The sequence below is a fragment of the Streptomyces justiciae genome (assembly GCF_015163075.1).
Lineage (GTDB): Bacteria > Actinomycetota > Actinomycetes > Streptomycetales > Streptomycetaceae > Streptomyces > Streptomyces justiciae.
On record NZ_JADDXU010000001.1, the window covers coordinates 97,601 to 119,864 of the forward strand.

Below are 22,264 nucleotides of genomic sequence, written 5' to 3' on the forward strand. Positions count from 1 at the left end.
GGGACGAGAGTTATGTACGACGAACAGCAGCGACCAGAACAACACGGCCCCCTGGCCGGCTTCACCGTAGGGGTGACAGCCGCGCGCCGGGCCGACGAGCTGGGCGCACTGCTGCAGCGACGGGGAGCCGCCGTCCTGCACGCACCGGCCCTGCGGATCGTGCAGCTCGCCGACGACAGCGAGCTGCTCGCCGCGACCAAGCAGGTCATCGACGACGTACCGGATGTCGTGGTCGCCACGACCGCGATCGGATTCCGGGGCTGGATCGAGGCCGCCGACGGCTGGGGTCTGGGCGAGGACCTGCTCCAGCGGCTGCGCGGCGTCGAGGTGCTGGCGCGCGGCCCCAAGGTGAAGGGCGCGATCCGGGCCGCCGGGCTGACCGAGGACTGGTCGCCGTCGTCCGAGTCCATGGCCGAGGTGCTGGACCGGCTGCTGGAGGAGGGCGTCGAAGGGCGCCGTATCGCCATCCAGCTGCACGGTGAGCCGCTGCCCGGTTTCGTGGAGGCGCTCCGGGCCGGGGGAGCGGAGGTGCTCGGGGTGCCGGTCTACCGGTGGATGCCGCCGGAGGACATCGGCCCCGTGGACCGCCTCCTCGACGCGACGGTGTCCAGGGGCCTGGACGCCCTGACCTTCACCAGCGCTCCCGCGGCGGCATCCCTCCTGACCCGGGCCGAGGAACGAGGCCTGCTCCCGGAACTCCTCGCGGCCCTCAACCACGACGTCCTCCCGGCCTGCGTAGGCCCGGTCACCGCCCTTCCCCTCCAGGCCCGCGGGGTCGACACCGTCCAGCCCGAGCGCTTCCGCCTCGGCCCCCTCGTCCAGCTCCTCTGCCAGGAACTCCCGGCCCGGGCCCGCACCCTGCCCATCGCCGGCCACCGCGTCGAGATCCGCGGCCACGCGGTCCTCGTCGACGGCGCCCTGCGCCCCGTACCGCCCGCCGGGATGTCCCTGCTGCGCGCACTGTCCCGCCGGCCGGGCTGGGTGGTCGCCCGCGCGGAGCTGCTGCGGGCCCTGCCGGGCGCGGGCCGCGACGAACACGCGGTGGAGACGGCCATGGCCCGCCTCCGCACAGCCCTCGGCGCCCCGAAGCTGATCCAGACGGTGGTGAAACGGGGTTACCGACTGGCCCTGGACCCCGCCGCCGACGCCAAGTACTCGGACGTGTAGGACCGCCCCCGCACCAGCAGCGCCCTCGCCAGACAGCCCAGCGCCACCGTCGACAGCAGCGCCCGTACGACGTTCCAGGCCACCCACGCGTCCTCGAACTCCTCGCGGGCGGCGGCCGGATCGGCGGCGGTGTCCAGACCGTTGTTCAACGGGATGTTGAAGGCGACCGTCACCAGGAACGCGAGGGCGTACGCGGTGAGGGCCGCCCACACCCACCGGCGGTGCGACTGCCCCCGGCCCTGCCACGCCGCCACCCCGGTCAGCAGCAGCGCGCCGAGGAAGCTCAGCATGAACACCGGGTTCTGGATGACGTCGTTGATGTTCCGCATCACCTCGACGTAGACCCGGTCGTCGCTGCGGGCCAGCCCCGGCATCACCGCGCACGCGAACACGTAGAAGGCCCCCGCGATCAGCCCCATGGCGACCGTGGCCGCCCCCAGTACCCCGCCCGTCGTCCCGCTCCGCTTCGTCATGTCCTCCAGTCAACGGGCCGGGGACCGCCGCCGACATGGCCGAGACGCCCAGCCCCATACGCCTGCGTCCACGCCCCGCCGGTACGAGGACTTCCGGCGGCGCGGGCGGGAAGGCAATGTGAGAGGGGAACCGTTTCCCCCGGACCCGATTCCCCCGGACCCGTTTTCCCCGGACGCGTTTTCTCCCGGAACCGTTTTCTCACGGCACCCCCTAGGCGGTGACAGGCACATGGCACTTGATACGGCCGCGGCCCCGTACGAGCTGCGGTTCGACGCCGGGCGGATCTGTCTCGATCTCCTCGCGACCACCCATCCCGTCGAACGGCTCGACTCGGTCGAGGTGCTGTGCGCCTGGATCGTCGCCTCCGGGCTGGTCCCGGCGGACACCCCGCTGACGCACGCCGACGTCTCCTGGCTGGTGGCCTTCCGTGAACTGAGGGGACGGCTGGGACAGTTGGTGCGCCCGGGGTCCACCGGTACCGACATCGCGCTCGCCCGCGTCAACGAGCTCGCCCGGGCCGCGCCCCCGGCCCCGCGTGCCGTGTCCGCCGAAGACGGCACTCTCGTACGGCAATTGGACGGCCCGCCCGAACTGGCCGCGCTGCTCGGGGCGATCGCCCGGGACGCCGTCGAACTGCTCACCGATCCGCTCGCGCGGGCGGGCCTGAGGCAGTGCGCCGGCGACAACTGCCCGATCGTGTACCTCGACACCTCACGGGGGCGCAGGAGGCGCTGGTGCTCCAGTGAGGTCTGCGGGAACCGCGAAAGGGTGGCCCGGCACCGCCGTCGCGCGGCCCTCGCCCGCGCCTGAGGGGGCCGCGGCGGAAGCTGAGAGTCCGTTATGCGGCTTCTGTGGAACGGGAGTCGAAGTGATTTCGATTACACGCCGTTTACCCGGGCCGCGACACGGGCAGCCGGGCCGATCTTGCCGTTGTGACGGAAATGTAAAGATCGCACGGTGGGAATGTGCGTGCATGTCCCCCTCGTCACGTCACCCGGAAGAAAACTGTCACGTCACTTTGAACACACAACAGCCCGCGTCCGTACCCGGTGTTGAGCGACCGGCTGGGGGAACCCCCGGACATCGGAGGTGGGCGTGCGCAAGGATTCCGTCGTGGCCAATGAACGTGGATCGAGGGCCCGACATCGCATGTCCCAGCCCTCGGAACCTGATGAGGAGCTCATGCGTGCTCTGTACAGAGAGCACGCGGGACCCCTGCTCGCGTATGTGCTGAGGCTGGTCGCCGGAGACCGGCAAAGAGCCGAGGACGTCGTGCAGGAGACGCTGATCCGTGCCTGGAAGAACGCCGGTCAGCTCAATCGAGCGACCGGATCTGTACGCCCCTGGCTGGTGACGGTCGCCCGGCGCATCGTCATCGACGGCCACCGAAGCCGGCAGGCCCGGCCGCAGGAGGTCGATCCGTCGCCGCTGGAGGTCATCCCCGCGGAGGACGAGATCGACAAGGCGCTGTGGTTGATGACGCTGTCGGACGCGCTCGACGACCTGACTCCCGCGCACCGGGAGGTGCTCGTCGAGACGTACTTCAAGGGGCGTACCGTCAATGAGGCGGCCGAGACGCTCGGAATACCCAGCGGCACCGTCCGCTCGCGGGTCTTTTATGCCCTGAGGTCGATGAAGCTGGCACTGGAGGAGCGGGGGGTGACGGCGTGATGAGTGTTTACGGGGGAAACCAGGGATTCGGCACAGGTGGTTCGGGTATGTCTGGTGCCATGCAGGGATCTCCGGTGCCGAGCGAGCACGAGACCGTCGGCGCCTACGCCCTCGGGATCCTCGACGACGCCGAGGCAACCGCTTTCGAGGTGCATCTCGCCGGCTGCGAGTGGTGCGCCCAGCAGCTCGACGAACTCGCCGGGATGGAACCGATGCTGGCCGCGCTCGCGGACCTGCCCGGGACCGGGACGCCCGCGATCGGCGAGTCGCTGTCCGCCAAGCCCAGCCCACGCCTGGTGAACAAGCTGGTCGACGAGGTCGCCGAACGCCGCGCCCAGAAGCGCCGGCGGAGTTTCTACATGGTCGCCGCGGCGGCCGCGCTGATCATCGGCGGCCCGCTGGTCGCGGTGGGCGCCACCGGCGACGACTCGGGTGGGAACGTTTCGGCACACACCACCAGCAGCCCCGCCAAGGAAGCCTTCGACGTCATCAAGGACAAGGTCACCGCGACCGACCCCGGCACCGACGTCACCGCGACCGTCGCGGTGGAGAAGAAGGACTGGGGCACCCACGCGGTCCTCCAGCTGAAGAACGTGACGGGTCCCGAGAAGTGCTCCCTGATCGCCGTCGGCAAGAACGGCGAACGCGAGACGGTCACCTCCTGGTCCGTCCCGAACTGGGGCTACGGCATCCCGAACGCCAAGACCGAAGAGGCCAAGCAGCCCCTCTACGTCCACGGCGGCGCGGCCTTCGAACCGAACCAGATCGACCACTTCGAGGTCATGACCTTCGACGGCAAGAAGCTCGTCGAGGTCGACGCGTAGAACGCGTGACAGCCGACGCGTAGCTTCCACCGGCCCCCTTCACTTAGGGTTGACGGCTGCCCAGCACGTCAGAAGGGGGCCCGGTGGCCGCTCAGGCTCAGCAGGAAACCGCGGTCGGTCCGGATCACGACTCCGTTCGTGACCGGGAGATCAGCGTCGAACAGGACCATCTCGACCGGGTCTACCGGCGTCTCGAGGAGAAGATCCACGAGGCCGAGTTCCTCATGAACGACGCGGCCAAGCGAGGCCAGGTCGGCACTCCCGGCGCGCTCGCCGAGCGGGACGCCCAGGTCTTCCGGGCCGGCGTCCACCTCAACCGCCTCAACAACGAGTTCGAGGACTTCCTCTTCGGCCGTATCGACCTCCTCCTCGGCAAGGACGGCAAGAAGGGCCCCGACGGCGCCTACACCGCCGTCGAGCCCGCCGAAGGCGCCGTGCGGGAGGACGACACCGCCGACATCGCCGAGACCCTGCACATCGGGCGCATCGGGGTCCTCGACTCCGAGTACGCCCCGCTCGTCATCGACTGGCGGGCCCCGGCCGCGGCCCCCTTCTACCGGTCCACCCCGGTGGACCCGGGCCGGGTCGTGCGGCGCCGGGTCATCCGCTCCAAGGGCCGTCGCGTCCTCGGCGTCGAGGACGACCTGATGCGCCCCGAGCTCAAGGCCTTCCTCGACGGCCACGAACTGCCGGTGATCGGCGACGGCGCCCTGATGGCCGCCCTCGGCCAGGCCCGCAGCCACACCATGCGGGACATCGTCGCCTCCATCCAGGCCGAGCAGGACCTGGTCATCCGCGCCCCCGCCGCCTCCGTTACCTACGTCGAGGGCGGCCCCGGCACCGGCAAGACGGCCGTCGCCCTGCACCGCGCCGCCTACCTCCTCTACCAGGACCGGCGCCGCTACTCGGGCGGCATCCTCATCGTCTCGCCCACGCCCCTGCTCGTCGCCTACACCGAGGGCGTCCTGCCCTCCCTGGGCGAGGAGGGCCAGGTCGCCATCCGCGCCATCGGCTCCCTCGTCGACGGCGCCGAGGCCACGCTGTACGACAGCCCGGCCACCGCCCGCGCCAAGGGCTCGTACCGCATGCTCAAGGTCCTGCGGAAGGCGGCGCGAGGGGCGCTGGAGACGCGGCCGGGCGGCGGCGCCGGGCAGCTCGCCCTCGGCGAGGACGAGGACACCGGGACCACCCGCCCCACGGTCACTCCCACCCGTCTCCGCGTCGTCGCCTTCGGCCGCCGTCTGGAGCTGGAGGCGGCCGAGCTGGACCGCATCCGGCACAACGCCCTCGGCGGCACCGCGCCCGTGAACCTGCTGCGCCCCCGCGCCCGCAAGCTCCTCCTCGACGCCCTGTGGGCGCAGTCCGGCGCGGCCGGCCGGCACACCGACCCCGAGCTCGCCGCCGAGCTGCGCTCCTCCTTCGACGAGGACGTCAGCTCAGAGGACGCCTTCATCGACTTCCTGAACGCCTGGTGGCCCGAGCTCACCCCGAAGGACGTCATGGCCGCCATGGCCGACGAGCGCCGCCTCGGCCGCTGGGCCCGCCGCATCCTCAACCCCGGCGAGGTCCGCAGGGTCGCCCGCTCCCTGAAGCGGGACGGGTACTCCGTGCACGACATCGCCATGCTCGACGAGCTCCAGGCCATCCTCGGCACCCCGGCCCGCCCCAGGAAGAAGCGCGAACTGGACCCGCTCGACCAGCTCACCGGCCTGGAGGAGCTGATGCCGGTGCGCGAGGAGTCGCAGCGCGAGCGCGCCGAGCGGCTCGCCCAGGAGCGGGTCGAGTACGCCCACGTCATCGTCGACGAGGCGCAGGACCTCACGCCGATGCAGTGGCGCATGGTCGGCCGCCGCGGCCGGCACGCCACCTGGACGGTCGTCGGCGACCCGGCCCAGTCCTCCTGGTCCGACCCCGAGGAGGCCGCCGAGGCCCGCGACGAGGCCCTCGGCACCCGTCCCCGCCGCCGCTTCGAGCTCACGGTGAACTACCGCAACCCGGCCGAGATCGCCGAGCTCGCCGCGAAGGTGCTGGCCCTCGCGATGCCGGGCTCCACGTCCCCCTCGGCCGTCCGCTCCACGGGGGTCGAGCCCCGCTTCACGGTCGTACGGGACTCGCTCGCGGCCACCGTCCGCGCCGAGGCCGCCCGCCTCCTCGACCTCGTCGACGGCACCGTCGGCGTCGTCGTCGCCATGCAACGCCGCGAGGAGGCCGCCCGCTGGCTCGCCGGACTCGGCGACCGGGTGGTGGCCCTCGGCAGCCTGGAGGCCAAGGGCCTGGAGTACGACGCCACGATCGTCGTCTCCCCGGCCGAGATCGCGGACGAGTCCCCGGCCGGCCTGCGGGTGCTGTACGTCGCCCTCACCCGGGCGACCCAGCAGCTGACGATCGTCTCGGGCGACCGGGACCAGCCGGACGGGACCGGGGTGCCTGACCTGCTGCGGGATTAGGGCAGGCCCTGAGCACTCGAAGAACTCTCGAGACGGGAATGGCCTTACGGGATCCGTTTGTTAGCCTGGGTGTGGCACCGGCCCGATCCAAGCCCCCGGGCCCAACCTTCGTCCCTTAGAGGGACCACTTGCCGCGAGGCGAGCATGGCGGGTCGGTGTCACTGAGCGGAAGAAGAGGTCCACGTCGCGGAAAACGTGACGTGGGCCTCTTTTGCTGTGAACAAAACGTTCGCAATCCAGCGCGGCTAACGCCTACTCATCAGTAGGTGCGACGATCGGACGGCATACAGCGTCACGTTGAAAGCAGAGGAAGTCGGCCATGGCAACGGCGCCCAGCGTCTCCTACTCGATGACGGTCCGGCTGGAGGTGCCCGCGAGCGGAACCGCGGTCTCCCAGCTCACCGGGGCCGTCGAGTCCCACGGAGGCTCGGTGACCGGCCTCGACGTGACCGCCTCCGGCCACGAGAAGCTCCGGATCGACGTCACCATCGCGGCCACCTCCACGGCCCACGCCGACGAGATCGTCGAACAGCTGCGCGGCATCGAGGGCGTCACGCTCGGCAAGGTCTCCGACCGTACGTTCCTGATGCACCTCGGCGGCAAGATCGAGATGGCGTCCAAGCACCCCATCCGCAACCGTGACGACCTCTCGATGATCTACACCCCCGGTGTGGCCCGCGTCTGCATGGCGATCGCCGAGAACCCCGAGGACGCCCGCCGCCTCACCATCAAGCGCAACTCCGTTGCGGTCGTGACGGACGGCTCGGCCGTGCTGGGCCTCGGCAACATCGGCCCCAAGGCCGCACTGCCGGTCATGGAGGGCAAGGCGGCCCTCTTCAAGCGGTTCGCCGGCATCGACGCCTGGCCGATCTGCCTCGACACCCAGGACACCGACGCGATCGTCGAGATCGTCAAGGCGATCGCCCCCGGCTTCGCCGGCATCAACCTCGAGGACATCTCCGCGCCCCGCTGCTTCGAGATCGAGGCCCGCCTGCGCGAGGCCCTCGACATCCCCGTCTTCCACGACGACCAGCACGGCACCGCGATCGTCGTCCTCGCCGCCCTGAAGAACGCACTTCGCGTCACCGGCAAGGCAATTGAGAACATCCGCGTCGTCATGTCCGGCGCCGGCGCGGCCGGTACGGCCATCCTGAAGCTGCTCCTGGCCGCGGGCGTGAAGAACGCCGTCGTCGCCGACATCCACGGCGTCGTGCACGCCGGCCGCGAGGACCTCGTCGACGCCGCCGCGGACTCGCCGCTGCGCTGGATCGCCGACAACACCAACCCCGAGGGCCTGACCGGCACGCTGAAGGAAGCGGTGCGCGGCGCCGACGTCTTCATCGGCGTCTCCGCGCCCAACGTCCTCGACGGCGACGACGTGGCCGCGATGGCCGAGGGCGCGATCGTGTTCGCGCTCGCGAACCCCGACCCCGAGGTCGACCCGGCAATCGCCCGCCAGACGGCGGCGGTTGTGGCCACCGGCCGCTCCGACTTCCCGAACCAGATCAACAACGTGCTGGTCTTCCCGGGTGTGTTCCGCGGTCTGCTGGACGCCCAGTCCCGCACGGTCAACACCGACATGATGCTGGCCGCCGCAACCGCCCTGTCGGACGTGGTCAGCGAGGACGAGCTGAACCCGAACTACATCATCCCGTCCGTCTTCAACGACAAGGTCGCGGGCGCGGTCGCCGGCGCGGTGCGCGAGGCGGCGAAGGCGGCGGGCGCCACCGCCTGACGCCGGACGCCGCGGCCTCGTAGCGCCGGGCGCCGCGGCCCGTTGTCGTAGCCGTGTCGTACTGTGCAAGGGCTGTGGGTGGTTGTGCGGGCTTGTGAGCATCACCACCACGGCCCCTGCATCGGCGCGTCGCGGAACCGCTGGCCGACGGCCGCCCGTTAGGTTGGCGGGCACGCTCAGGCCTTTCGTGTGACTCCCTAGGGTGTTCTCACGACTCCTACGGGTGCCGGATTGGCTTTCCCGCCGCAGGTAGGGGCAGGATGCGTCTCTGGGCGCGGCGCATCGGCAAACGACAGCGCCCAACATGCGGCTCCGCCGCGTGGCACGCCTCAACGGCAAGAAGAACACGGGAGTAAGAACATGAACCGCAGTGAGCTGGTGGCCGCGCTGGCCGACCGCGCCGAGGTGACCCGCAAGGACGCCGACGCCGTTCTGGCCGCTTTCGCCGAGACCGTCGGCGAGATCGTCGCCAAGGGCGACGAGAAGGTCACCATCCCCGGCTTCCTGACCTTCGAGCGCACCCACCGTGCCGCTCGCACCGCGCGCAACCCGCAGACCGGCGACCCGATCCAGATCCCGGCCGGCTACAGCGTGAAGGTTTCGGCGGGCTCCAAGCTCAAGGAAGCGGCCAAGGGTAAGTAAGGGCGCCTGTTCGCCGTCATGGCGTGACGCCGCGGGCGACTGCGGGTTCGCTGTGGCTGGTTGCGCCCACGCGGCGGAGCCGCATAGTCGAACACAGCCCCGCGCCCCTGAGGGGCGCTGCACCAACGCCGATGGGGCGGTCACCCGGACTCGGGTGACCGCCCCATCGGCGTTAGGTACGGCTGGCTGTTACCCGAGCGCCTTGCCCGGCAGTTCCACCTTCGCGCCCAGTTCCACGAGCTTCTCCATGAAGTTCTCGTAGCCGCGGTTGATCAGGTCGATGCCGTGCACCCGCGAGGTGCCCTGGGCCGCGAGGGCCGCGATCAGGTACGAGAAGCCGCCGCGGAGGTCGGGGATGACCAGGTCGGCGCCCTGGAGCTTGGTGGGTCCGGAGACGACCGCCGAGTGGAGGAAGTTGCGCTGGCCGAAGCGGCAGTCGGAGCCGCCCAGGCACTCGCGGTACAGCTGGATGTGAGCACCCATCTGGTTCAGCGCGGAGGTGAACCCGAGCCGGGACTCGTACACCGTCTCGTGGATGATCGACAGACCCGTGGCCTGCGTCAGCGCGACCACCAGCGGCTGCTGCCAGTCCGTCTGGAAGCCGGGGTGCACGTCGGTCTCGAGCGCGATGGACTTCAACTGGCCACCGGGGTGCCAGAAACGGATGCCCTCGTCGTCGATCTCGAAGGCACCGCCCACCTTCCGGTAGGTGTTGAGGAACGTCATCATCGACCGCTGCTGGGCGCCGCGGACGTAGATGTTGCCCTCGGTCGCGAGCGCGGCGGACGCCCAGGAGGCGGCCTCCAGGCGGTCCGGCAGGGCCTTGTGGTTGTAGCCGCCGAGCGAGTCCACACCGGTGATGCGGATCGTGCGGTCGGTGTCCATCGCGATGATGGCGCCCATCTTCTGCAGGACGCAGATGAGATCCTCGATCTCGGGCTCCACCGCGGCGTTGGAGAGTTCGGTGACGCCCTCCGCCAGCACCGCCGTCAGCAGCACCTGCTCGGTCGCGCCGACCGACGGGTACGGCAGCCGGATCTTCGTACCGCGCAGCCGCCGCGGCGCCTCCAGGAACTGCCCGTCCGCCCGCTTCTCGATGGTCGCGCCGAACTGCCGCAGCACCTCGAAGTGGAAGTCGATGGGCCGGCCACCGATGTCACAGCCGCCGAGGCCCGGGATGAAGGCGTGCCCGAGGCGGTGCAGCAGCGGGCCGCAGAGCAGGATCGGGATACGGCTGGAACCCGCGTGGGCATCGATGTCAGCGACGTTGGCGCTCTCGACGTGCGTCGGGTCCATCACCAGTTCGCCGGGCTCCTCGCCCGGACGGACCGTCACACCGTGCAGTTGCAGCAGACCGCGTACGACACGCACGTCACGGATGTCCGGAACGTTGCGCAGTCGACTCGGCCCGCTGCCCAGCAGGGCGGCGACCATGGCCTTCGGTACGAGGTTCTTCGCACCGCGGACACGGATCTCGCCCTCCAGCGGGGTTCCGCCGTGGACGAGCAGTACGTCGTCATTGCCGTTGACGGTCATGTATCTCGCGTTCCGATTGGTGGGGCAGGGGGCCAGAAGGGAAAGGGTAATCGCCGTCCACCCCCCTTCCGTAAGCCCAAGTACCGCCCAGCTACGTCATAGCTGTGTCACAACACCCACCGTTCACCCACGGGTACATGGGGTCACCGGCGCGGAGGTGCGCGGGCGGTGCCCCTTTCAGCTCTGAGCTGCATTCCCTCCCGTCCCCGCATTGCCTCCCCCTTCGAGGGGAAGATGCGGGATCATGTCTGGCATGACCGAGGTGTCCTCGCTCACAGGGCGGTTGCTCGTGGCAACGCCCGCCCTGGCGGACCCGAACTTCGACCGTGCGGTGGTGCTCCTTCTCGACCACGACGAGGAGGGCTCCCTCGGTGTCGTCCTCAACCGTCCCACCCCGGTGGACGTCGGCGACATCCTGGAGGGCTGGGCGGACCTCGCCGGCGAACCTGGGGTCGTCTTCCAGGGCGGCCCGGTCTCCCTCGACTCGGCGCTCGGCGTCGCGGTCATCCCGGGCGGCGCGTCCGGCGAGAGAGCCCCGCTGGGCTGGCGCCGGGTGCACGGCGCGATCGGCCTGGTCGACCTGGAGGCCCCGCCGGAGCTGCTGGCCTCGGCGCTCGGCTCCCTGCGGATCTTCGCGGGATACGCCGGCTGGGGCCCCGGCCAGCTGGAGGACGAGCTGGTGGAGGGCGCCTGGTACGTCGTGGAGTCCGAGCCCGGTGACGTGTCCTCGCCGTCCCCGGAGCGACTCTGGCGCGAGGTCCTGCGCCGCCAGCGCAACGAGCTGGCGATGGTGGCCACGTATCCGGACGACCCTTCGCTCAACTGAAGCGTGTGACCTTAAGTACCCTGGCTTTCATGAGCACTCTTGAGCCCGAGCGCGGGACTGGTACGGGGACACTCGTAGAGCCGACGCCACAGGTGTCCCACGGCGACGGCGACCACGAGCGCTTCGCCCACTACGTCCAGAAGGACAAGATCATGGCGAGCGCCCTCGACGGGACCCCCGTCGTGGCGCTGTGCGGCAAGGTGTGGGTACCGGGCCGCGACCCGAAGAAGTACCCCGTGTGTCCCATGTGCAAGGAGATCTACGAGTCCATGGGCGCCGGCGGGGACGGCGACGGCAAGGGCGGCGGCGACAAGTAGGTCCGTCTGCCCGGCTGAGTCCCACTGAGGCCTCCAGGTGCGTTTCGGCGCGCCTTGGGGGCCTTTGTGCTGTCCGCCGTTGCACGGGGTGCGCCGGCCGGTCACGAAGTGGTTGAGACCTCTTGTGGGCATGTTCATGGAGTCCCTAGCCTCCGTTGTGCAGAGCGAAACCGCCATTGCATATGTTGCAACGCACTTCGGAGGTCCCACTCCATGAAGCTCTCCCCCCGGCTGACCGTGCTCCTGACCGCCCTCGCCCTCACCGCCTGCGCGCCCCAGACCTCCTCCAACTCCTCCTCCGACAAGGACGACACCTCCGGCACCCTGCGTGTCTGGCTCTTCCAGGAGGTCGGCAACAAGCCCAAGGAGAAGGTCGTCGACTCCGTGGTCGCCGCCTTCGAGAAGGCCCACGACGGCACGAAGGTCGAGGTGGAGTACATCCCGATCGACACCCGCGCCCAACGCGTCAAGGCCGCCTTCAACGACCCGGCGTCCGCCCCCGACGTCATGGAGTACGGCAACACCGACACCGCCGGCTATGTGAAGGACGGCGGACTCCTCGACGTCACCCAGGAGTTCGGCGCCTGGCCCGAGGCCAAGGACACCGACCCCACGGCGAGGACGTCCGTCACGGTGGACGGCAAGGTCTACGGCGCGCCGTTCTACGTCGGCGTCCGCGCGCTGTACTACCGCACGGACGTCTTCAAAGAACTGGGGCTGCAACCGCCCCGGACGATGACCGAGTTGGCCACCACCGCCCGCAAGATCCGCGCCGCGAAGCCCGAGCTGTACGGCCTGGTCGTCGGCGGCGCCTACACGTACGGCGCGATGCCGTTCGTCTGGGCCGACGGCGGTGAGATCGCGACGGCCGAGGGCGGCTCGTACACCTCGGCGATCGACAGCGCGGAGGCCCAGAAGGGCATCAAGGCGTACACGTCCCTGTTCTCCGACGACAACTGTCCCGCCGCGAAGTGCGCCGGCTTCGGCGGCAACGACACCGTCTCCGCGTTCGCCGCGGGCAAGGCGGGCATGGCCATCGGGGGCGACTTCAGCCACGCGGCGGTCGAGGCGGGGAAGGTGAAGGGCAAGTACGCGGTCGTGCCGCTGCCCGGCGTCGCGTCCGGCTCGATCGCTCCCGCCTTCGCGGGCGGCAACAACATCGGCGTACTGAAGAGCACCTCGCACCGGACGCTGGCGGTGCAGTTGATGGAGCAGCTGGCGTCGAAGAAGACACAGGGCGCGCTGTTCGACGTGATGGGCTTTCTGCCGACGTACGCGGACGTGCGGCAGCAGGCGGCGGAGGAGGAGCCGTTCGTGAAGCCCTTCGTGCAGACGCTGAGTTCGGGCACGAAGTTCGTACCGGCTTCCCCCGCCTGGTCGCAGATCGACTCTTCGCTGGTGTTGCCCACGATGTTCCAGGAGGTCATCAGCGGCCGGAAGTCGGTCGCGGCGGCTTCGAAGGACGCGGCGAAGAAGATGAACGACGCGTTCGGCTCCGCCGGATGACGCCGATGACCCGCCGCACCACCTGGACACCCTGGCTCTATCTCGCCCCCGCTCTCGTCGTCCTGGGCGGGCTGCTCGTCTACCCCATCTATCAGCTCGGGCTCATCTCCCTCTTCCGGTACACGCAAGCGCAGGTCAGTGGCGGCGAGCCCACTGCCTTCGAAGGGTTCGGGAACTACTCGGTGCTCTTCGGTGATCCGCAGTTCTGGCAGGTGCTGCTGGCCACCGTGGTGTTCGCGGCCGCCTGTGTCGTCTCCACGCTCGCCGTCGGCTGTGCGCTCGCCGTGCTGCTCACGCGCGTGCGGGCGGTGCCGCGGCTGGCGCTGATGCTGGCCGCGCTGGGGGCGTGGGCGACACCGGCAGTCACCGGGTCGACGGTCTGGCTGTTCCTGTTCGACCCGGACTTCGGGCCGGTCAACCGCGTCCTCGGTCTCGGCGACCACTCCTGGACGTACGGGCGTTGGTCCGCCTTCTTCCTCGTGCTGCTCGAAGTGGTGTGGTGCTCCTTCCCGTTCGTGATGGTCACCGTCTACGCCGGTATCCGCGCTGTCCCCGCCGAGGTCCTGGAGGCCGCCTCCCTCGACGGCGCCTCGCAGTGGCGGATCTGGCGGTCCGTGCTGGCGCCGATGCTGCGGCCGATCCTGGTGGTCGTCACCATCCAGTCGGTCATCTGGGACTTCAAGGTCTTCACGCAGATCTACGTCATGACGAACGGCGGCGGCATCGCGGGCCAGAACCTCGTCCTGAACGTGTACGCCTACCAGCAGGCGTTCGCCTCCTCGCAGTACGGCCTCGGCTCGGCGATCGGAATCGTGATGCTGCTGATCCTGCTCGTCGTCACCCTCGGCTATCTGCGGCTGCTGCGCCGGCAGGGGGAGGAGCTGTGAATCTTCTTCGGGGCCTTGTGGCCCGCCCGTGGCGGTTCGCGGCAGAAGCGTCGGCGCTGCTGATCGCGGCCGTCGTCGCCTTCCCCCTCTACTGGATGGTGCTGAGCGCCTTCAAACCGGCCGGGGAGATCGAGTCGAGCGAGCCGCGGCCGTGGACGCTTTCGCCTTCTCTGGATTCCTTCCGGCGGGTGTTCGGCCAACAGGATTTTGGTCGGTATTTCGTCAACAGCCTTGTCGTGGCGGGCAGTGTGGTGATCGCCTCGGCGCTGGTCGCGTTTCTCGCCGCGACCGCCGTGACCCGATTCCGGTTCCGCTTCCGGACCACCCTGCTGATCATGTTTCTGGTGGCCCAGATGGTGCCGGTGGAGGCGCTGACGATCCCGATGTTCTTCCAGATGCGGGACTTCGGTCTGCTGAACTCGCTGGGCTCGCTGATCCTGCCCCACATCGCCTTCTCGCTGCCCTTCGCGATCTGGATGCTGCGGGGGTTCGTGAAAGCCGTGCCGGAGGCGCTGGAGGAGGCCGCGTACATGGACGGGGCGAGCCGGGGGCGATTCCTGTGGCAGATCCTTTTCCCGCTGGTGTTCCCGGGGTTGGTGGCGACGAGCGTGTTCTCCTTCATCTCGGCCTGGAACGACTTCCTCTTCGCCAAGTCGTTCATCATCAGCGACACTTCCCAGTCGACCCTGCCGATGGCCCTGCTGGTCTTCTACAAGCCGGACGAGCCGGACTGGGGCGGGGTCATGGCGGCGTCCACGGTGATGACGATTCCGGTGCTGGTGTTCTTCGTACTCGTACAGCGACGTCTGGTCTCGGGGCTGGGCGGAGCGGTCAAGGACTGAAAGGTCTGATCACTCATGGATCTCATTCCGGCACCTGACCGGGTGGAGCGGGCCGAGGGCTTCCTGGAGCTCGGCGACGGCTTCGGGATCGAGGCCGGGCCGGGCACCGAGGGCACCGCGCGCTGGCTGCGCGCGACGCTCGGCGCGGCGACCGGGCTCTCGCTGCCGCCCAAGCGGGGCGACGAGCACGACGTCCTCCACCTGTCCGTCCGGCCCGGACTGGGCGAGGAGGCCTACCGTCTCGTCGTCGCCCCGCACGGTGTCCACCTCCAGGGCGGCTCGCCCGCCGGTGTCTTCCGGGGCGCCCAGACGCTGCGTCAGCTCCTCGGTCCCGACGCCTTCCGGCGCGCACCCCTTCCCGGCCGTACCTGGCGGCTGCCGCTGACGGAGATCCAGGACGCGCCCCGATTCCGCTGGCGCGGCCTCATGCTCGACGTCGCCCGGCACTTCATGCCCAAGGACGGAGTGCTGCGCTATCTCGACCTGATGGCGGCGCACAAACTCAACGTGTTCCACTTCCACTTGACGGACGACCAGGGCTGGCGCGTCGAGATCGAACGGCACCCTCGGCTCACCGAGGTCGGCTCATGGCGGGCGCGGACGAAATTCGGCCACCGGGCCTCGCCGCTGTGGGAGGAGAAGCCGCACGGTGGCTACTACACCCAGGACGACATCCGCGAGATCGTCGCCTACGCCGCCGAGCGGCATATCACCGTCGTCCCGGAAATCGACGTACCCGGCCACTCGCAGGCCGCCATCGCCGCGTACCCGGAACTCGGCAACACCGATGTGATCGACACGACTTCCCTCTCCGTCTGGGACAACTGGGGGATCTCTCCGAACGTACTCGCCCCCACTGACAACACCCTGCGCTTCTACGAGGGGGTGTTGGAGGAAGTGCTGGAACTGTTCCCGGGCGAGTTCGTCCACATCGGCGGTGACGAATGCCTCAAGGACCAGTGGCGGCGGTCGGCCACGGCGCAGGCCCGCATCAAGGAACTCGGCGTCGGTGGCGAGGACGGACTTCAGGCCTGGTTCGTACGGCACTTCGACAAGTGGCTCTCCGCGCGCGGGCGCAGGCTCATCGGATGGGACGAGATTCTCGAGGGCGGCCTCGCGGAGGGCGCGGCGGTGTCCTCCTGGCGCGGGTACGAGGGCGGGGTGACGGCCGCGCGCGCGGGCCACGACGTCGTCATGTGCCCCGAGCAGCACGTCTACTTGGACCACCGGCAGGCGGAGGGGGACGACGAGCCGGTCCCCATCGGCTACGTCCGCACCCTGGAGGACGTGTACCGCTTCGAGCCCGTTCCCGCGGAGCTGAGCCAGGACGAGGCGGCGCACGTGCTCGGCACGCAGGCCAACCTGTGGACCGAGGTGATGGAGGACCACGCGCGCGTGGACTACCAGGCGTTCCCCCGGCTCGCGGCCTTCGCCGAGGTCGCCTGGAGCGACCTGCCGGCCCCCGCCGAGCGGGACTTCGCCGGCTTCGAGCGGCGGATGGCCGCCCATTACCGGCGACTTGACGCCCTCGGTGTCGGCTACCGGCCGCCCACCGGTCCGCTGCCGTGGCAACGGCGTCCCGGGGTCCTCGGTCGCCCGATCGAGGGGTCGCCCCCGAACAAGTAGCGGAGAAACCCCGGCAGGATCACTGAAGAGAGGCAATTCGCTCACACCGGTGATGCCGTACGAAAACGGACCATCTCCCCGATGAGGTGGGCGAATGCCGTCTACCGGACCCCGTTCTTCGGGCCCTGCGAAGATGTGCCAGAGTTGCCACGTCCGCCCTGTCAGCACGTACCGTACGGCAGCAACAGGCGGGACCAGCTGGGACCAGGTGGGGCAGCGGGAAGGGGCAGCCGGTTTGACCACGCACGCACCGCAGGCGGCGCAGGCCGTCACGCTGCCCACGACGCTCGACGAGGCCGTGGCGGCACTGGCCGCCACGCCCGCCGCCGTGCCCGTCGCGGGCGGCACCGATCTCATGGCCGCCGTGAACTCCGGCCAGCTCAGGCCCGCAGCCCTGGTCGGCCTCGGCCGGATCAGCGAGATCCGTGGCTGGCAGTACCAGGACGGGCACGCCCTGCTCGGCGCCGGGCTCACCCACGCGCGTATGGGCCGCCCCGACTTCGCCGCCCTCATCCCCGCCCTCGCCGCCTCCGCGCGCGCCGCGGGCCCGCCGCAGATCCGCAACGCGGGCACCCTGGGCGGCAACATCGCCACGGCGTCCCCCACCGGCGACGCGCTCCCGGTGCTGGCCGCCCTGGAGGCGACGCTGATCATCGCGGGCCCGGGCGGAGCCCGCCGGGAGCTGCCCGTGTCGCATCTGCTGGCCGGGATGGACATGCTGCGCGGCGGCGAACTCATCGGCTTCGTGCGCGTGCCGCTGCTGCACGCGCCGCAGGTCTTCCTCAAGGCCACCGGCCGCACCGGCCCCGGCCGGGCCATCGCCTCCGTCGCGCTGGTCCTCGACCCCGCCCGGCGCGGCGTCAGGTGCGCCGTCGGAGCCATAGCGCCGATGCCGCTGCGGCCCCTGGACGCCGAGCAGTGGGTCGGCCGGCTGATCGACTGGGACAACAACCGCGCGCTCGTCCCGGAGGCGCTGCACGCCTTCGGTGAGTACGTCGCCGCGGCCTGCATCCCCGACCCGGCCCCGGAGCCCGACGGCTCCGTCCAGCAGCTTCCGCCCGCCGTACTGCACCTGCGGCGCACCGTCGCCGCGCTGGCCCGACGAGCACTGGGGAGGGCACTGTCGTGACCGACGACCAGCACGGAGAAGGCGCCGCCCCGCACAGCGGCGGCCGCTGGGACCCGCTGCCCCAGGGCGACTACGACGACGGCGCCACCGCCTTCGTGAAGCTCCCCGAGGGCGGCATCGACGCCCTGCTGGCCTCCGACAGCCCGCTCGCGGCGCCGGGCCACGGCTATGTGCCGCCGCAGATAACGGTGGCGCCCGGCGGCGCGGCGGGTACCGACCCGGCGGCCACCGGCACCTGGGCCGCGGCCCCGGCCGGTGGCGCGCAGTGGCCCGACCCCAACGCCGTGCCGCAGGACGGGCACACGGCCGGGAACGACCAGTTCACGTACAACCCGGGGGCGACCGGGCAGTGGACCTTCCAGGACGCGTCCGACTCCGCTCCGGCGCCCGGCCACGACGTCACCGGACAGTGGTCCATCCCCGTCGCCGGGGGTGACCTTCCGGATGAATCGGGCGAGTTCACCACGTCGTCCCTCGTCGAGCAGTGGGGCGGCGGCACCCCTCCGGCCACGCTGCCGGGCGGCGCGCCGGCCCCCTGGGCGACGCAGACGGGCCAGCCGTGGGACACCGGGGCGGCGGATGCCGGGCAGCCGACGCCTCCCGGAGCCGAGCACGGACACGCGCACGTGCCCGCCGACGGCGGTCATGGCCTCCCGGCCGGCGACGAGCACGTACACGTGCCGCCGGGTGCCGTGGGTGATGCGGCCGCCGCGGACGTCCACGCGCGCGTGGAGGCGGGCCCGGACGAGTCCGCCCCCGACGCGGAGCGCTCCTCCGCCGAGCCGCAGGACCACCCCTCCGACGCCGCCCCCGCCGCAGCCGCCTCACCGCCCTCTCCGGGCGACGGTGAGGACGCCGCCGCGTCCGAGGCCCCTGAGGGCGCCCAAGGGGCCGTGGAAGCCGCTGAAGAGGCCCCCGAGCCGCCCGCCGAGCACACCCCGGACGGCGACGCCGCTCCCGCCGCCGAGGACGCGGAGGAGCACGCCGCCGAACAGCCCCCCGCCTTCCCCGGCGAAGAACACCCCCTCGCCGCCTACGTCCTGCGCGTCAACGGCGTCGACCGGCCCGTGGCCGACGCCTGGATCGGCGAGTCGCTGCTCTACGTGCTGCGCGAGCGCCTCGGTCTCGCCGGCGCCAAGGACGGCTGCTCGCAGGGCGAGTGCGGGGCCTGCAACGTCCAGGTGGACGGGCGGCTCGTCGCCTCCTGCCTGGTTCCGGCCGTCACCGCCGCCGGCAGCGAGGTCCGTACCGTCGAGGGCCTCGCCGAGGACGGCCGCCCCTCCGACGTGCAGCGGGCGCTCGCCCGGTGCGGCGCGGTGCAGTGCGGCTTCTGCGTGCCGGGCATGGCGATGACCGTGCACGACCTGCTGGAGGGCAACCCGGCGCCGACCGAGCTGGAGACCCGCCAGGCGCTGTGCGGCAACCTGTGCCGCTGTTCCGGCTATCGGGGCGTCGTCGACGCCGTCCAGGAGGTCGTCGCCGAGCGTGAGGCACACGCCGCGGCGGACTCCGAGTCGGACGGCGACGAGGCACGTATTCCCCATCAGGCGGGCCCGGGAGCCGGCGGTGTGAACCCGTCGGCCTTCGAGCCGCGGCACGACCAGGCGTACGGACCGGACGGAGGCCAGGCGTGAGCAACGAAGCCGCCACCGCGACCACTCCCGCGGAGGCAGCCCCTGCCCCCGAGCCGATCCCGCACGGCCTCGGCGCCTCCCTCCCGGCCGCCGACGCCCGCGCCAAGACCGAGGGCACGTTCCCGTACGCGGCCGACCTGTGGGCCGAGGGCCTGCTGTGGGCGGCCGTGCTGCGTTCCCCGCACCCGCACGCGCGCATCGTGTCCATCGACACGACCCACGCGCGGGAGATGCCCGGCGTCCGCGCGGTCATCACCCACGAGGACGTCCCCGGCCACCCGCTGTACGGGCGCGGCAAGGCGGACCGGCCGGTCTTCGCCTCCGAGGTCGTACGCCACCACGGCGAGCCCATCGCGGCCGTCGCCGCCGACCACCCCGACACGGCGCGGATGGCCGCCGCGGCCGTCATCGTCGAGTACGAAGTACTCGACCCGGTCACCGACCCCGAGCAGGCCTTCGAGGCCGAGCCGCTGCACGCCGACGGCAACCTGATCCGGCACATCCCGCTGCACCACGGCGACCCGGCCGCGACCGGCGAGATCGTCGTCGAGGGCCAGTACCGCATCGGCCGCCAGGACCCGGCCCCCATCGGCGCCGAGGCCGGACTCGCCGTGCCCCGCCCCGACGGCGGCGTCGAGCTGTACCTGGCCTCCACCGACCCGCACACCGACCGGGACACCGCCGCCGCCTGTTACGGCCTGGTACCCGAGCGCGTCAAGATCGTCGTCACCGGAGTCCCCGGCGCCACCGCCGACCGCGAGGACCAGGGCATCCAGCTGCCGCTCGGCCTGCTCGCGCTCAAGACCGGCTGCCCGGTGAAGCTCACGGCCACGCGCGAGGAGTCCTTCCTCGGCCACGTCCACCGCCACCCCACCCTCCTGCGCTACCGGCACCACGCCGACGCCGAGGGCAAGCTGGTGAAGGTCGAGGCGCAGATCCTGCTCGACGCGGGTGCCTACGCCGACACCTCCTCCGAGGCCCTCGCCGCCGCCGTCGGCTTCGCCTGCGGCCCGTACGTCGTCCCGAACGCCTTCATCGAGGGCTGGGCCGTCCGCACCAACAACCCGCCCTCCGGCCATGTCCGCGGCGAGGGCGCCATGCAGGTGTGCGCCGCCTACGAGGCCCAGATGGACAAGCTGGCGAAGAAGCTGGGCATCGACCCCGCCGAACTCCGCCTGCGCAACGCCATGGCTACCGGTGACGTCCTGCCCACCGGCCAGACCGTGACCTGCCCGGCCCCGGTCGCCGAACTCCTCCAGGCCGTACGGGACTTCCCGCTCCCGGCGCTGCCCAAGGACACCCCCGAGGACGAGTGGCTGCTGCCCGGCGGCCCCGAGGGCGCGGGGGAGCCGGGCGCGATCCGCCGGGGCGTGGGCTACGGCCTGGGCATGGTGCACATGCTGGGCGCCGAGGGTGCCGACGAGGTCTCCACGGCCACGGTCAAGGTCCACGACGGCATCGCGACCGTGCTCTGCGCCGCCGTCGAGACCGGCCAGGGCTTCACCACGCTGGCCCGCCAGATCGTCCAGGAGACCCTGGGCATCGACGAGGTCCACGTGGCCCCCGTCGACACCGACCAGCCCCCGGCCGGCGCGGGCTGCCGCGGCCGCCACACCTGGGTGTCCGGCGGCGCGGTGGAACGCGCGGCGAAGATGGTCCGCACCCAGCTCCTCCAGCCGCTCGCGCACAAGTTCGGGATGTCCACCGAGCTGCTCCAGATCACCGACGGCAAGATCACCTCGTACGACGGCGTCCTGTCGACCACCGTCACCGAGGCGATGGAGGGCAAGGAGCTGTGGGCCACCGCCCAGTGCCGCCCGCACCCGACCGAACCGCTCGACGAGCAGGGCCAGGGCGACGCGTTCGTCGGCATGGCCTTCTGCGCGATCCGCGCGGTGGTGGACGTCGACATCGAACTCGGCTCGGTCCGGGTCGTCGAACTCGCCGTCGCGCAGGACGTCGGGCGGGTACTGAACCCGGCCCAGTTGGCGGCTCGTATCGAGGCCGGTGTCACCCAGGGCGTGGGCATCGCGCTGACCGAGAACCTGCGCACCGCGCGCGGGCTGATCCGGCACCCGGACCTCACCGGGTACGCGCTGCCGACGGCCCTGGACGCGCCGGACATCCGGATCGTGAAGCTCGTCGAGGAACGGGATGTGGTCGCGCCCTTCGGCGCGAAGGCGGTGAGCGCGGTGCCGGTGGTGACGTCACCGGCGGCGGTCGCCTCCGCCGTACGGGCCGCGACCGGCCGCCCGGTGAACCGGCTGCCGATCCGTCCGCAGGCCGCGGTGGTGACGGGACAGTGAGCCAGGACGATCCGCAGCGCTACGAACCGCCGCCCAGCGTCGGGAAGTTGCTGGTGTGGATCCTGGTGTTCGCGCTCGCGGCGCTGGTGGTCGTGCTGGGCGGCGTGTATCTGACGTGATGCGCGGGGTCGTGCTGGTCACCGGGGTCATGGCGGCCGGCAAGTCGACGGTCGCGCAAGCCCTGGCCGAGCGCCTCCCACGCGCGGCGCACGTCCGTGGGGACGTGTTCCGGCGGATGATCGTCTCCGGACGGCAGGAGTACGTCCCCGGAGGCGGCGGCGAGGGGGAGGCCCAACTCCGGCTGCGCTACCAGCTGTCGGCGGCGACCGCGGACGCTTACGCGGACGCCGGGTTCACGGCCGTCGTGCAGGACGTGGTGCTGGGGGAGGAACTGGTCGCGTACGTCCGGCTCGTCCGCACCCGCCCGCTGTACGTCGTCGTTCTCGCCCCGAGCCCCGAGACGGTCGCCGCCCGGGAGGCGGAGCGGGCCAAGTCGGGGTACGGGGCGGCCTGGACGGTGCGGGAACTGGACCGGCAGCTGCGGACCCGGACGCCGCGGATCGGGCTCTGGCTGGACACCTCGGAGCTTTCGGTGGGGGAGACGGTGGAGGCGATTCTCACGGGAAGGCAACGCGCCGAGGTGGTTTGAGCGTCTCTTGGTCGTGGGGCGTTGTCGTGAGGCGTTGTCAGTGGCT

General features: G+C 71.1%; 20 protein-coding genes. 18 read left to right on the top strand and 2 right to left on the bottom strand.

The window, feature by feature from the left end:
* Positions 1-12: 12 nt before the first annotated feature.
* Entirely contained in the window at positions 13-1,167 is a 1,155-nt protein-coding gene (locus tag IQ210_RS00385) for a uroporphyrinogen-III synthase (RefSeq protein WP_194075478.1), read from the top strand.
* On the opposite strand, the gene IQ210_RS00390 is transcribed toward IQ210_RS00385, so the two are convergent.
* Positions 1,116-1,640, bottom strand: a complete 525-nt coding sequence (locus tag IQ210_RS00390; protein ID WP_194075480.1) for an anthrone oxygenase family protein — start codon at positions 1,638-1,640, stop codon at positions 1,116-1,118. The two genes, IQ210_RS00385 and IQ210_RS00390, sit on opposite strands and share 52 nt — an antisense overlap.
* A 229-nt stretch (positions 1,641-1,869) precedes the next feature.
* Here IQ210_RS00390 and IQ210_RS00395 point away from each other — a divergent pair, with 229 nt between their 5' ends.
* From IQ210_RS00395 to IQ210_RS00420, 6 genes are all read left to right on the top strand, one after another.
* Positions 1,870-2,451, top strand: coding sequence for a CGNR zinc finger domain-containing protein (locus IQ210_RS00395; RefSeq protein ID WP_194075484.1), 582 nt, complete (start codon positions 1,870-1,872; stop codon positions 2,449-2,451).
* Positions 2,452-2,790: 339 nt separating this feature from the next.
* Positions 2,791-3,312: a sigma-70 family RNA polymerase sigma factor gene (locus IQ210_RS00400; protein WP_010039908.1), complete on the top strand. Its 522-nt coding sequence runs from the start codon at positions 2,791-2,793 to the stop codon at positions 3,310-3,312.
* Positions 3,312-4,136, top strand: coding sequence for an anti-sigma factor family protein (locus IQ210_RS00405; RefSeq protein WP_322656286.1), 825 nt, complete (start codon positions 3,312-3,314; stop codon positions 4,134-4,136). Before IQ210_RS00400 ends, IQ210_RS00405 begins: the two co-directional genes overlap by 1 nt.
* Before the next feature lie 83 nt (positions 4,137-4,219).
* Positions 4,220-6,583 carry a HelD family protein gene (locus IQ210_RS00410; protein WP_194075488.1) on the top strand — a complete coding sequence of 788 codons (2,364 nt, stop codon included), beginning with the start codon at positions 4,220-4,222 and terminating at the stop codon, positions 6,581-6,583.
* Positions 6,584-6,902: 319 nt separating this feature from the next.
* Positions 6,903-8,318, top strand: coding sequence for an NAD-dependent malic enzyme (locus IQ210_RS00415; protein ID WP_194075490.1), 1,416 nt, complete (start codon positions 6,903-6,905; stop codon positions 8,316-8,318).
* Between the two features lie 360 nt (positions 8,319-8,678).
* Entirely contained in the window at positions 8,679-8,960 is a 282-nt protein-coding gene (locus tag IQ210_RS00420) for an HU family DNA-binding protein (RefSeq protein ID WP_007382399.1), read from the top strand.
* Between the two features lie 189 nt (positions 8,961-9,149).
* Here IQ210_RS00420 and murA read toward each other — a convergent pair whose 3' ends face one another.
* Positions 9,150-10,496: a UDP-N-acetylglucosamine 1-carboxyvinyltransferase gene (gene murA / locus IQ210_RS00425; RefSeq protein WP_059192109.1), complete on the bottom strand. Its 1,347-nt coding sequence runs from the start codon at positions 10,494-10,496 to the stop codon at positions 9,150-9,152.
* Between the two features lie 253 nt (positions 10,497-10,749).
* Between murA and IQ210_RS00430 the strand changes: the two genes are divergently transcribed.
* From IQ210_RS00430 to IQ210_RS00475, 11 genes are all read left to right on the top strand, one after another.
* Complete coding sequence (locus IQ210_RS00430) at positions 10,750-11,322, top strand: YqgE/AlgH family protein (RefSeq protein WP_059192108.1); 573 nt, start codon at positions 10,750-10,752, stop codon at positions 11,320-11,322.
* 29 nt (positions 11,323-11,351) lie between these two features.
* Entirely contained in the window at positions 11,352-11,639 is a 288-nt protein-coding gene (locus IQ210_RS00435; RefSeq protein WP_079309856.1) for a DUF3039 domain-containing protein, read from the top strand.
* A 213-nt stretch (positions 11,640-11,852) separates the two neighbouring features.
* The gene (locus tag IQ210_RS00440; RefSeq protein ID WP_194075492.1) at positions 11,853-13,145 is read left to right on the top strand and encodes an extracellular solute-binding protein; all 1,293 of its coding nucleotides are present in this window, start codon (positions 11,853-11,855) and stop codon (positions 13,143-13,145) included.
* A complete protein-coding gene (locus IQ210_RS00445) occupies positions 13,142-14,032 on the top strand; it encodes a carbohydrate ABC transporter permease (protein ID WP_194075494.1) in 891 nt (296 codons plus the stop codon). Before IQ210_RS00440 ends, IQ210_RS00445 begins: the two co-directional genes overlap by 4 nt.
* Entirely contained in the window at positions 14,029-14,874 is an 846-nt protein-coding gene (locus IQ210_RS00450; protein ID WP_194075496.1) for a carbohydrate ABC transporter permease, read from the top strand. The genes IQ210_RS00445 and IQ210_RS00450 overlap by 4 nt, the downstream gene beginning before the upstream one ends.
* A gap of 15 nt (positions 14,875-14,889) precedes the next feature.
* The gene (locus IQ210_RS00455; protein WP_194075498.1) at positions 14,890-16,500 is read left to right on the top strand and encodes a beta-N-acetylhexosaminidase; all 1,611 of its coding nucleotides are present in this window, start codon (positions 14,890-14,892) and stop codon (positions 16,498-16,500) included.
* 235 nt (positions 16,501-16,735) lie between these two features.
* The gene (locus tag IQ210_RS00460) at positions 16,736-17,629 is read left to right on the top strand and encodes an FAD binding domain-containing protein (protein WP_194075500.1); all 894 of its coding nucleotides are present in this window, start codon (positions 16,736-16,738) and stop codon (positions 17,627-17,629) included.
* The gene (locus IQ210_RS00465; protein ID WP_194075502.1) at positions 17,626-19,263 is read left to right on the top strand and encodes a 2Fe-2S iron-sulfur cluster-binding protein; all 1,638 of its coding nucleotides are present in this window, start codon (positions 17,626-17,628) and stop codon (positions 19,261-19,263) included. The genes IQ210_RS00460 and IQ210_RS00465 overlap by 4 nt, the downstream gene beginning before the upstream one ends.
* Positions 19,260-21,569 (top strand): xanthine dehydrogenase family protein molybdopterin-binding subunit, encoded by a 2,310-nt coding sequence (locus tag IQ210_RS00470; RefSeq protein ID WP_194075504.1) that lies wholly within the window; start codon positions 19,260-19,262, stop codon positions 21,567-21,569. Before IQ210_RS00465 ends, IQ210_RS00470 begins: the two co-directional genes overlap by 4 nt.
* Positions 21,566-21,688, top strand: coding sequence for a hypothetical protein (locus IQ210_RS47805; protein ID WP_256784542.1), 123 nt, complete (start codon positions 21,566-21,568; stop codon positions 21,686-21,688). Before IQ210_RS00470 ends, IQ210_RS47805 begins: the two co-directional genes overlap by 4 nt.
* A complete protein-coding gene (locus IQ210_RS00475) occupies positions 21,688-22,218 on the top strand; it encodes an AAA family ATPase (RefSeq protein WP_194075507.1) in 531 nt (176 codons plus the stop codon). The genes IQ210_RS47805 and IQ210_RS00475 overlap by 1 nt, the downstream gene beginning before the upstream one ends.
* Positions 22,219-22,264: the final 46 nt, after the last annotated feature.

What these genes read in the sequence shown, in the direction of transcription:
- IQ210_RS00385 (WP_194075478.1), top strand. Translation starts at nt 13, where the DNA reads ATGTACGACGAACAGCAGCGACCAGAACAACACGGCCCCCTGGCCGGC.
- IQ210_RS00390 (WP_194075480.1), bottom strand. Translation starts at nt 1,640, where the DNA reads ATGACGAAGCGGAGCGGGACGACGGGCGGGGTACTGGGGGCGGCCACG.
- IQ210_RS00395 (WP_194075484.1), top strand. Translation starts at nt 1,870, where the DNA reads ATGGCACTTGATACGGCCGCGGCCCCGTACGAGCTGCGGTTCGACGCC.
- IQ210_RS00400 (WP_010039908.1), top strand. Translation starts at nt 2,791, where the DNA reads ATGTCCCAGCCCTCGGAACCTGATGAGGAGCTCATGCGTGCTCTGTAC.
- IQ210_RS00405 (WP_322656286.1), top strand. Translation starts at nt 3,312, where the DNA reads ATGAGTGTTTACGGGGGAAACCAGGGATTCGGCACAGGTGGTTCGGGT.
- IQ210_RS00415 (WP_194075490.1), top strand. Translation starts at nt 6,903, where the DNA reads ATGGCAACGGCGCCCAGCGTCTCCTACTCGATGACGGTCCGGCTGGAG.
- IQ210_RS00420 (WP_007382399.1), top strand. Translation starts at nt 8,679, where the DNA reads ATGAACCGCAGTGAGCTGGTGGCCGCGCTGGCCGACCGCGCCGAGGTG.
- murA (WP_059192109.1), bottom strand. Translation starts at nt 10,496, where the DNA reads ATGACCGTCAACGGCAATGACGACGTACTGCTCGTCCACGGCGGAACC.
- IQ210_RS00430 (WP_059192108.1), top strand. Translation starts at nt 10,750, where the DNA reads ATGACCGAGGTGTCCTCGCTCACAGGGCGGTTGCTCGTGGCAACGCCC.
- IQ210_RS00435 (WP_079309856.1), top strand. Translation starts at nt 11,352, where the DNA reads ATGAGCACTCTTGAGCCCGAGCGCGGGACTGGTACGGGGACACTCGTA.
- IQ210_RS00440 (WP_194075492.1), top strand. Translation starts at nt 11,853, where the DNA reads ATGAAGCTCTCCCCCCGGCTGACCGTGCTCCTGACCGCCCTCGCCCTC.
- IQ210_RS00445 (WP_194075494.1), top strand. Translation starts at nt 13,142, where the DNA reads ATGACGCCGATGACCCGCCGCACCACCTGGACACCCTGGCTCTATCTC.
- IQ210_RS00455 (WP_194075498.1), top strand. Translation starts at nt 14,890, where the DNA reads ATGGATCTCATTCCGGCACCTGACCGGGTGGAGCGGGCCGAGGGCTTC.
- IQ210_RS00475 (WP_194075507.1), top strand. Translation starts at nt 21,688, where the DNA reads ATGCGCGGGGTCGTGCTGGTCACCGGGGTCATGGCGGCCGGCAAGTCG.